The organism is Phocaeicola coprophilus DSM 18228 = JCM 13818, assembly GCF_000157915.1.
Taxonomy (GTDB): Bacteria; Bacteroidota; Bacteroidia; order Bacteroidales; family Bacteroidaceae; genus Phocaeicola; species Phocaeicola coprophilus.
Map to the genome: position 1 here is coordinate 333398 of NZ_EQ973632.1, position 9723 is coordinate 343120.

7 protein-coding genes are annotated in these 9723 nt (G+C 53.0%); 3 read left to right on the forward strand and 4 right to left on the reverse strand.

The window, feature by feature from the left end; genetic code table 11:
- Positions 1-6: 6 nt before the first annotated feature.
- Positions 7-2559, reverse strand: coding sequence for an FtsK/SpoIIIE family DNA translocase (locus tag BACCOPRO_RS03025; RefSeq protein ID WP_008140802.1), 2553 nt, complete (start codon positions 2557-2559; stop codon positions 7-9).
- A 100-nt stretch (positions 2560-2659) separates the two neighbouring features.
- On the opposite strand from BACCOPRO_RS03025, the gene BACCOPRO_RS03030 reads away from it, so the two are divergent.
- The 3 genes from BACCOPRO_RS03030 to BACCOPRO_RS03040 are packed head-to-tail and all read left to right on the forward strand — an operon-like array spanning position 2660 to position 5121.
- Positions 2660-3268, forward strand: coding sequence for a DUF5063 domain-containing protein (locus BACCOPRO_RS03030; RefSeq protein WP_022278309.1), 609 nt, complete (start codon positions 2660-2662; stop codon positions 3266-3268).
- Between the two features lie 25 nt (positions 3269-3293).
- A complete protein-coding gene (locus BACCOPRO_RS03035) occupies positions 3294-3908 on the forward strand; it encodes a 3'-5' exonuclease (protein ID WP_008140806.1) in 615 nt (204 codons plus the stop codon).
- A 25-nt stretch (positions 3909-3933) separates the two neighbouring features.
- Complete coding sequence (locus BACCOPRO_RS03040; protein WP_040311082.1) at positions 3934-5121, forward strand: class I SAM-dependent rRNA methyltransferase; 1188 nt, start codon at positions 3934-3936, stop codon at positions 5119-5121.
- 87 nt (positions 5122-5208) lie between these two features.
- On the opposite strand, the gene BACCOPRO_RS03045 is transcribed toward BACCOPRO_RS03040, so the two are convergent.
- The 3 genes from BACCOPRO_RS03045 to BACCOPRO_RS03055 are packed head-to-tail and all read right to left on the reverse strand — an operon-like array spanning position 5209 to position 9719.
- Positions 5209-8046, reverse strand: coding sequence for a bifunctional fucokinase/fucose-1-phosphate guanylyltransferase (locus BACCOPRO_RS03045; RefSeq protein WP_008140810.1), 2838 nt, complete (start codon positions 8044-8046; stop codon positions 5209-5211).
- A 30-nt stretch (positions 8047-8076) separates the two neighbouring features.
- Entirely contained in the window at positions 8077-8604 is a 528-nt protein-coding gene (locus BACCOPRO_RS03050; RefSeq protein ID WP_008140812.1) for a UpxY family transcription antiterminator, read from the reverse strand.
- Between the two features lie 14 nt (positions 8605-8618).
- A complete protein-coding gene (locus BACCOPRO_RS03055; RefSeq protein ID WP_022278312.1) occupies positions 8619-9719 on the reverse strand; it encodes a GDP-L-fucose synthase family protein in 1101 nt (366 codons plus the stop codon).
- Between the last annotated feature and the right edge of the window lie 4 nt (positions 9720-9723).

Genomic DNA, 9723 nt, shown 5'->3' on the forward strand with positions numbered 1-9723 from the left:
TGTAGTTTAGTTTTTCAGGGAACTCATTCGCATTTCCAGGTCGTTTTCGTCCATGCACAGCACTTCGCGCGCCTTGCTTCCGTTGGTCGGCCCGACGATGCCTGCACGTTCCAGCTGGTCCATGATACGTCCGGCACGGTTGTATCCGATGGAGAATTTACGCTGGATCAGAGACGTTGAACCCTGCTGGTGATAGATCAGCAGACGGGCTGCTTCTTCGAACAGCGGATCCAGGCGGTTCATGTCCACGTCGGCAGCAGCACTGGGTTCGGCGTTTTCGTCCACGTATTCAGGCAGCATGAAGGCAGTCGGATAGCCCTGCTGCTTGCTGATGTAGGAGGCGATCTTTTCCACTTCCGGAGTGTCGACAAAGGCACACTGCACACGGACGGGGTCGTTGCCTTGCAGGTAGAGCATATCTCCCTTACCGATCAGCTGCTGGGCTCCCGGACGGTCGAGGATGGTACGTGAGTCCATCATGGAAGCTACACGGAATGCCACACGGGCCGGGAAGTTGGCCTTGATGGTACCGGTGATGATGTTGGTGGTCGGTCGCTGGGTAGCGATGATGGCGTGGATACCGACAGCACGTGCCAGCTGGGCAATACGGCAGATCGGCAGTTCCACTTCCTTGCCGGCAGTCATGATCAGGTCGCCGAACTCATCGATGATGATGACGATGTACGGCATGAACCGGTGTCCTTTTTCCGGATTCAGCTGGCGGCTGATGAACTTCGCGTTGTATTCCTTGATGTTACGGCAGCCTGCCTTGCGGAGCAGGTCGTAACGGGTATCCATTTCCACACAGAGCGAATTGAGGGTCTGTACAACCTTGGTCACGTCGGTGATGATGGCGTCTTCTCCGTCGGGCAGCTTGGCCAGGAAGTGACGTTCAATCGGCGCATAGATGGCGAATTCCACCTTCTTCGGGTCGATGATGACGAACTTCAGTTCGCTGGGGTGCTTCTTGTAGAGAAGGGAAGTCACGATGGCATTCAGACCGACAGACTTACCCTGTCCGGTTGCTCCGGCTACCAGCATGTGAGGCGCTTTGGCCAGATCCACCATAAACACTTCGTTGGTGATGGTCTTTCCGAGTGCTACGGGCAGGTCGAAAGTGGTTTCCTGGAACTTCTTGCTGGCCAGGATGGAGCTCATCGGAACGATGCGCGGATTGGCGTTCGGTACTTCAATACCGATGGTTCCCTTGCCCGGGATCGGAGCGATGATACGGATTCCGAGGGCAGAAAGGCTCAGGGCAATGTCGTCTTCCAGGTTACGGATCTTGGAGATGCGGACACCTTCGGCAGGAGTGATCTCATAAAGCGTAATGGTCGGACCCACACTGGCCTTGATCGAACTGATCTCGATGCCGAAACTGCGGAGCACTTTGATGATACGGTCCTTGTTGGCATTCTGTTCCTCCATGTCGATGGTCGGCTCGTTGTCGTTGTAAGTGTTCAGCAGATCCAGGGTCGGGAATTTGTAGTGTTCCAGATCCAGACGGGGATTGTAAGGCTGTGTCACGTCGCCGGTATAGGCTTCATCCTCTTCGCTGGTTTTCTCGTCGATCTCGAAAGCCGGTTCACCGCCGGAAGGAAGCAGATCCGCTTTTTCTCCGGTTGCGATTTCCACCCGCATGTCGCTGGCCTTACTTTCCCTGACCGGAGTTTCGTCCAGACTCAGTTCAATTTCGTGGGCCTTTGACTGCGGCTCGTTCTTGTCATTATCTTCCTCTTCTTCATATACTTCAGTCACTTTGGGTGAAGGAGTACTGGAAGAAGCAGCGTAAGTTTCTGATATCTTCTTTGCCGGGATATCTTCCGTCTTTTCTTCCTGAATTTCCGGTCCCGGAGTTGTTGCAGTCGGTTCGGTCGGACGCGGTTCGTCGGGCTGTTCCGGATCGGCCGGCTGCGGATCGTTTCCTTTTCTGCGGAGGTTCGGACGGAGCGCCTTGCGTACGAAAGGCATTGTCTTGCTGGTCAGTGCCACACAGAAAAGAATGGCTGTTACCAGCAGGGCCAGAATCAGTCCCGGTGTTCCGATCTGGGAACAGAACCAGCGGCTGACATTATATCCGTGCAGACCGCCCGGATAGATGAATGAGTTTTCAAAAGGACCTTCGAAAATCAGTCCCAGAGTGATGGAGAACCAGATCATGACGGTCATGCAGCCTGCAAACCATTTCCGCAGGCTGAAATTATAGGCTTTCATCAGCTTCATGCCTGCAACGATGAGGAACACGATGATGCAGTAGGCCGGAATTCCGAAGCAGTCATTGATCAGGTATTGTGAAAGCTGGGCACCCCGTGTACCGGCATAGTTCTGGATGCGGTTGCCTGTTTCCAGCAGTTCTCCGGGGTTAGGATGTGCCAGAATGCTCTGGTCGTTGCCTCCCGTGAAAAAGAAAGAACTGAACGCCAGCAGCATGTAGACGCCGAATATGACGCACAACAGTCCGATGACGAAATGTGCCGTTTCACTTTTAAGAGCCGTAACAACTTTCTGGGTTGTAACTCGCTTCTGTTCTGTAGTCTTGGTATCTGTTTTTTTCTTCATTTGATGCTGTTTTTATCTGAATAACCCCGCAAATGTACGAATAAAACTAAAACTGAGAAATTTTTTTCGTACCTTTGCGAAGGTTAATGGACAAATGAATATGAAAAAGAATACACAAGCCATATTTGATAAAAATACAGTGGAGTTTGTCACGGTGGCTGCCGAATTCTGCGGTTTCCTGGAACGGGTTTCCGAGCAGAAACGCAGTCAGTTTGTTGATACGGCCCTGAAACTGCTGCCCTTGCTTTATCTGAAGGCATCGCTGCTTCCCGAATGTGAGCGGATGGAGGATTTTGATCCCGAAACCTTCGTGACCGAGAGCGATTATGAGCAGTTGCGCAGGGAAGTGGCGGCACTGATGGGCGACCGTGATGACTATCTGGAAGTGTTTCTCGATGATATGATGTATAGTGATACTCCGATTCATCAGACCGTTTCCGAAGGACTGGCAGACATCTACCAGTCGGTGAAGGACTTTATCTGCGTGTTCCGTCTGGGACTGGAGCAGACCATGAACGATTCTCTGGTGATCTGCCGGGAACAGTTTGCCGAGTTCTGGGGACAGCGTCTGGTCAATCTGATGCGGGCCTTGCATGAAGTGAAATACAGCCGTCACGCAGCAGACGACGAGGAAGACGATTGCGGGTTTGAAGATGAAGGAGTGACCGAAGACGAACTGTACGAAGGTCTGGATATGGGAGAGGAATAGATTAAAAACAACCGATAGAAAACGAATGATTGTCATACCGAACAAAATAGACAAAAAAGTAATTGCCGAACTGCCGAAGGTGGTTTTCCCCGGACGGATTTATGTCATTTATACCGAAGCCGATGCACGCAAGGCTGTTGCATACCTGAATTCTCATGCACTGGTGGGAGTAGATACGGAAACCCGCCCTTCTTTTCGCAAGGGAATGGTGAATCAGGTGGCGTTGTTGCAGGTGGCTACGGCAGATGCTTGTTTCCTGTTTCGGCTGAACCATATCGGATTGCCCGATTTCCTGGAAGAGTTTCTCCAGAACGATGTGCTCAAGGTGGGACTTTCGCTGAAGGATGATTTCCGGATGCTGAGCCGCAGAAACCGGCAGGATCCCCGCACGGGAAACTGGGTGGAACTTCAGGATTATGTGCCTCATTTCGGCATTGAAGAGATGAGTCTGCAAAAGATTTATGCCTTGCTTTTCGGGGAGAAGATTTCGAAAACGCAACGGCTGTCCAACTGGGAAGCGGAAACGCTGACGGAAGCCCAGCAGTTGTATGCGGCCACCGATGCCTGGGCCTGCGTACGGATTTATGAATATCTGGAAGAGTTGCGCCGGACAGGTGACTACCGGATTGAAAAACAGTGATAACCTTTTTAATTATACAATAAACGTGTCTTATAAGAAAGTATATCTGAAACCCGGTAAGGAGGAATCGTTGAAGCGTTTCCATCCGTGGGTGTTTTCTGGGGCTATTGCCCGTGTGGAGGGAGAGCCCGAAGAAGGGGAAGTAGTATATGTTTATACCTCACAGAAAGAATTTATAGCTTGTGGTCATTTCCAGGTGGGAAGCATTGCGGTGCGTGTGCTTTCTTTCCGTCAGGAAACCATTGACCATGCGTTCTGGGTACGCCGTCTGGAGGTGGCCAAGGATTTGCGCCGTGCTCTGGGACTGATCGGTAACCCGCAGAACAATACTTATCGTCTGGTACACGGAGAAGGCGATAACCTGCCGGGACTGATCATTGACGTTTACGATCATACGGCGGTCATGCAGGCTCATTCTGCCGGCATGCATGTCTATCGCATGGAAATTGCCGATGCTCTGAGCGAAGTGATGGGGGATGTAATCCAGAACATTTACTACAAGTCGGAAACAACCCTGCCTTTCAAGGCGGATCTGCTGGCTACCGAGAACGGTTTCATCAAGGGAGGCAGTCCGGAGAATATCGCCATGGAAAACGGACTGAAATTCCATGTGGACTGGCTCAAGGGACAGAAGACCGGTTTCTTTGTCGACCAGCGTGAGAACCGTCATCTGCTGGAACACTACGCTAAGGGACGGAACGTACTGAATATGTTCTGTTATACCGGCGGTTTCTCTTTCTATGCCATGCGCGGAGGAGCGAACCTGGTGCATTCCGTGGACAGCTCTGCCAAAGCGATCGATCTGACCAATGAGAATGTGGAACTCAACTTCCCCGGTGATGCACGTCACCAGGCTTTTGCGGAAGATGCGTTTAAGTTCCTCGACCGGATGGGCGACCAGTACGATCTGATTATTCTTGACCCGCCTGCTTTTGCCAAGCACCGGGATGCCTTGCGCAATGCCTTGAGAGGCTATACCAAACTGAATGCAAAGGCTTTCGAAAAGATTCGTCCGGGAGGCATCCTGTTCACTTTCTCCTGTTCACAGGTGGTCAACAAGCAGGATTTCCGCAATGCGGTCTTTACGGCTGCTGCCCAGAGCGGACGCAGCGTGCGGATTCTCCATCAGCTGACTCAGCCGGGAGATCATCCGGTGAATATTTACCATCCAGAAGGCGAATACCTCAAAGGACTGGTACTTTACGTGGAATAATATAAAATCCCTCTATTTCATTTTTCTGGCTCAACTGAGTTCCGGAGTTGAAATAGAGGGATTTTTGTTTAGTTACGGTTCGCTTGTTTAACTGCGGCTCACTTCCAGACCTTTGTCTGACAGACTCATTTCTACGAAACGGGCCAGGCTGTTAGGCGGATTCTGCTGCAGGATCTGACGGATGCGTACGGCTGCTTCCGGATCCTTGGCTACCATGTAGAGATAACCGCCACCACCGGCTCCCGGCAGTTTGTAACCCAGACACAGATCGTCAATCTGACCGGTCAGTGCAGCTACGGCCGGCGGATTGGTTCCTGCATCCAGCAGCTGGTTCTGCTGCCAGGTCTTGCGGATCAGTCGTCCGGTAGCTTCGAAGTCGTTGCGCTGGATCGCGTCGTAGAGATCCAGAGCATGCTGTTTCATTTCACCCAGCAGTTGCAGGTGTGAAGTGGAATTCAGGAACATGCCGCGTACGATTTCTGCCAGAATGCCTTTGGCCGTACGGGTAATGCCGGTATAATAAAGCAGGTGACACTTGCTGTATTCCGGATCGGTAAACAGATGTTCCGGCAACCAGCGTACGGACGGATTCTGTGCCCATCCCGACTGTGTCTGAAGCAGTTTTACACCCTGCAGCACACCTCCGTACTGATCCTGCCATCCGCCGCCGGTAGTCAGCAGCTGTTCCAGAATCAGCGTGCGGTTGCATACTTCGTGCTTGTCCCAGTTCAGGCCGCAGAAATCGTTGACTGCTCCCAGTACCGTCGAAGCCAGGATGGAGCTTGTGCCCAGTCCTGAACCTGCCGGAATAGCCGACAGGAGAGTAACCTCGATACCTGCACCGAATGCTTTCAGCTGTTCTTCCAGAGATGCATAATGTTCCGTACTGAAATCCGGGTGGAAACCGGCCAGTACCAGTGCTGCCTTAGGAATGGAGAAGGGTGAACCTACTTTGTTGAATCCTGCCAGTTCTTCGTAAGTATGGATGATTTCAATGGCTCCCAGGTCGATGGAACGCAGTACCACCTGATACTCCTTGCTGGGTTTCACGTACACTTGCAACGGGGGCTGTCCGTTCAGTTCGATGGCCAGGTTCACCACGTTTCCACCTTCCATCAGACTGTAGGGTGGGGTGTCTGTCCATCCGCCTGCCAGGTCGATACGTACCGGGCTTCGTCCCCAGACAATCTGGTCGGCATAGACCGACATGCGGGGATGCTGGCGTTTGTTGACGGTAGCGGTCAGTCCTTCACGCATCAGACGGAATGCCAGATCTTCCTGTTCCTTGCCGTCCTGTCCTTTCAGAGTCAGGGTACGTGAACGGAACATCGCGTCACTGATGCGGGTCATCAGCGGAGCGGTTTCCGGCAGTGGAGCCGGCAGTTCCAGCCCTTCTGCAGCATACGCTTCCGCAGCTTCCTGCAGGTTCAGCTGATAGAACACACTCTGTTCCCAGTTGCGTGCCAGTGCGTTCCAGCTGTCTTTCCGGAATGCCTCACGCTGGGCAGTCAGCCGTCTCAGGTTGGCATAAGCAGAGATTTCGTCGGCCGATACCTTTCTGGCTTCTTCCCATACCTTCCGTCCGGCTTCCAGTTCCGGTTCCGAAGTCATCCATCGCAGGGCGAGACCCAGCTGTTCCGTGTCCTTGCATACCGGGAAGATCCGTGCTGCCTGCAGGTCGTGATTCTGTTCGATATCGGCCGCATTCAACTGACGGGCTGCCAGCCATTCTCCGGCGGGACGTCCCTGATACATCACGTCCGGATTGTCGAGCGCTCCCTTGAAGGCATCGTTGAATCCGTACGGACGTGCCACGTAGTCACTCTCTCCGAAAGGAACGACGTCGATACAGACTCCCTCCGGCACGTTCAGTGTCCAGTCGTTCATCGGTACTCCCGTGATGATATTGCGGTTGTGAAGCGTCCATCTGGCTCCTACGCAGCTGTTTTCCACCCAGGTCTGTGAGTTTTCGGCCGTCAGCCGGTAGTTCAGCACAGCGTTCTGTACGAACATTTCCGGATGGGGTTTCACCTTCCGGTGCATGATGGCCCGCTGGTCGATGACCAGGTTCTGTACGGCCAGTGTCGATGACAGCATTTCGCGGCTGGTTCCGTAGTGGTAGAATTCTCCTTCCGGCAGAGGAAGAATGGCTACGCTCAGCTGGTTCAGTTCTTCGTCCACGATCCGCGGATGTTCACCCAGAGCCAGTCCGAATTCCGAATACATGTCGTAGAATCCCAGACTGCCGTTCTTCATCGAACGTTTCACCATCAGGTCAATTGCGCGGTCGCTCAGCAGCCAGATACCGATATCCATCAGGAAAAGATAGTTCTGCATCAGGTCACCCAGCTGTTCTACGGAAGGCTTCTGCAACATGAAGTCCAGACGCTCCGGTGTGTTGCGTGAAGACACGAAGACTCCGTGATTTTTGGCCAGATTCGGGTCCACCCACAGTCCGTAGCATACGACGTCTGCTTCCGGAATGTCCTGCAGGGCTTTTCCGGCACGGATATAAACATCTCCGCTGGCAATCAGCGTGTGGAGTGAATCCGGTGCTTTCTGCATGATCTGCTCGTAAAGCGGCAGCTGCAGGGACAGCAGGTTCTGGGTAAGCCGTTGTCCGCGTTCCCAGCGGAACACCGGTATCGGAGTCAGTATCTTTCCGGAAGGAGCATATCCCGGCAGACGGCGGCTCTGTCCTCCTGCATGCAGCAGGATACGTTTTTCCTTGGCCAGCCAGTCAGTCAGGGCTTCTTCGTTGTTTTCATTGGCTTTACAGGCTTGCAGCAGCCAGGCAGTTCCGCCTCCTGATCCCAGCTTGCTTCCGATGGGGTCAGAGGTGCAGAACCATTCTTTGCGGTCTGCTTTCTCGATGTCATAAAAGCATTCCACCAGGTTGGGTGGAAGTGAGAGTAGTTTCTTCATTGCTTATTCTTGCTTTTAGTTTGAATTCGTTTATTTTGCCGGGCTGTCTTCCGGTGTTGCTTCCACATATCCGACAGGCATTTCCACAGAAGCATATCCCAGCTGTTCGATGCGTACCATCACCTGTGATTTTCCGTCGATTTCCGTCAGTTCGCCGTCCAGTCCTGCCAGCGGTCCCTTGATGACCCGTATCTTTTGTCCCGGGGCGAGGGGAGTATTGATGAAGTGTACAGCTTCTTCCGAATAGTCCAGCATGAAGCGGAAACGCTGCATTTCCTCGTCGCGGATTACGGCCGGCCGGTGAGTGCAGCGGTCTATCAGACAGCCGCTCACGGATGGAATGTTTCTCATCACGGACAGTCGTACCTGTTCGGAAGCCCGGATGAAGATCATCATCGGGATGACCACCACTTGCAGCTTCTTGCGGCGGTCGCTCCATTGCCGGACAACTTCCTGTACCGGGAGATAATGTTCCACTCCCATTTGTCCCAGCTTTTCGGCCACCTTCTTTTCGTGGTGCATGCGTACATACATCGCATACCAGTTCTCTTTCTCCATATCTTTTTCTTCTGTTATACAGTTTGATGGTTGATGCAGATACCTTTCTGATACCATTCATAAAGGCGATGAATTCCTTCGTCTATTTCGATGCGGTGGTGCCATCCCAGGGCATGCAGACGGGTTACGTCCGTCAGTTTGCGCAGGGTTCCGTCCGGTTTGGAGCGGTCCCATCGCAGTTCTCCCCGGAAGCCCACTTCGCGGATAATCATTTCGGCAGCTTCGCGGATGCTGATCTCCTTGCCGGTACCAATGTTGATGTGGCAGTTGCGGATCTCTTCTCCCTTTCCGGCACAGATGTCCTTGAAATCCACATTCAGCAGTACGTGGACACTGGCGTCTGCCATTTCCTCGCTCCACAGGAACTCCCGCATCGGTGTGCCTGTTCCCCAGAGGGTTACCGCTTCCGGCGTGATACCGAATTTGGCCAGTTTTTCCAGAATCACCTGTTCCGTACAGCTTCCGTTCACCCCTTCCACCGGTCTCAGGTCGATATCCTTTCTGACAGCCTCCCAGTTGCCTTCATTCAGGCATTTGGCCAGATAGATCTTGCGCATCATGGCCGGCAGTACGTGGCTGTTTTCCAGATGGAAGTTGTCATTCGGTCCGTACAGATTGGTCGGCATGACGGCGATATAATTGGTGCCGTATTGCAGGTTGAAACTTTCACACATTTTCAGTCCCGCAATCTTTGCGATGGCATACGGTTCGTTGGTATATTCCAGCGGGGAGGTGAGGAGAGCCTCTTCCTTCATCGGCTGGGGAGCTTCCCGCGGATAGATGCAGGTACTTCCCAGAAACAGCAGTTTTCTGACACCGTGTCTGAAACTTTCCCCGATGACATTCTGCTGAATCTGCAGGTTCTGGTAGATGAAGTCCGCCCGGTAGTGCAGGTTTGCCAGAATTCCGCCCACATGAGCGGCTGCCAGAACCACTGCTTCCGGCTGTTCCTCGTCGAAGAACCGCTTCACGGCCATCGGATCCAGCAGATCCAGTTCCTGATGCGTGCGTCCCGTCAGGTTGGTATATCCGCGCTGCTTCAGGTTGTTCCAGATGGCAGAACCCACCAGTCCCCGATGGCCTGCCACGAATATTTTTGCAGATTGTTCCAGCATGATA

What these genes read in the sequence shown, in the direction of transcription:
- BACCOPRO_RS03025 (WP_008140802.1), bottom strand. Translation starts at nt 2,559, where the DNA reads ATGAAGAAAAAAACAGATACCAAGACTACAGAACAGAAGCGAGTTACA.
- BACCOPRO_RS03030 (WP_022278309.1), top strand. Translation starts at nt 2,660, where the DNA reads ATGAAAAAGAATACACAAGCCATATTTGATAAAAATACAGTGGAGTTT.
- BACCOPRO_RS03035 (WP_008140806.1), top strand. Translation starts at nt 3,294, where the DNA reads ATGATTGTCATACCGAACAAAATAGACAAAAAAGTAATTGCCGAACTG.
- BACCOPRO_RS03045 (WP_008140810.1), bottom strand. Translation starts at nt 8,046, where the DNA reads ATGAAGAAACTACTCTCACTTCCACCCAACCTGGTGGAATGCTTTTAT.
- BACCOPRO_RS03050 (WP_008140812.1), bottom strand. Translation starts at nt 8,604, where the DNA reads ATGGAGAAAGAGAACTGGTATGCGATGTATGTACGCATGCACCACGAA.
- BACCOPRO_RS03055 (WP_022278312.1), bottom strand. Translation starts at nt 9,719, where the DNA reads ATGCTGGAACAATCTGCAAAAATATTCGTGGCAGGCCATCGGGGACTG.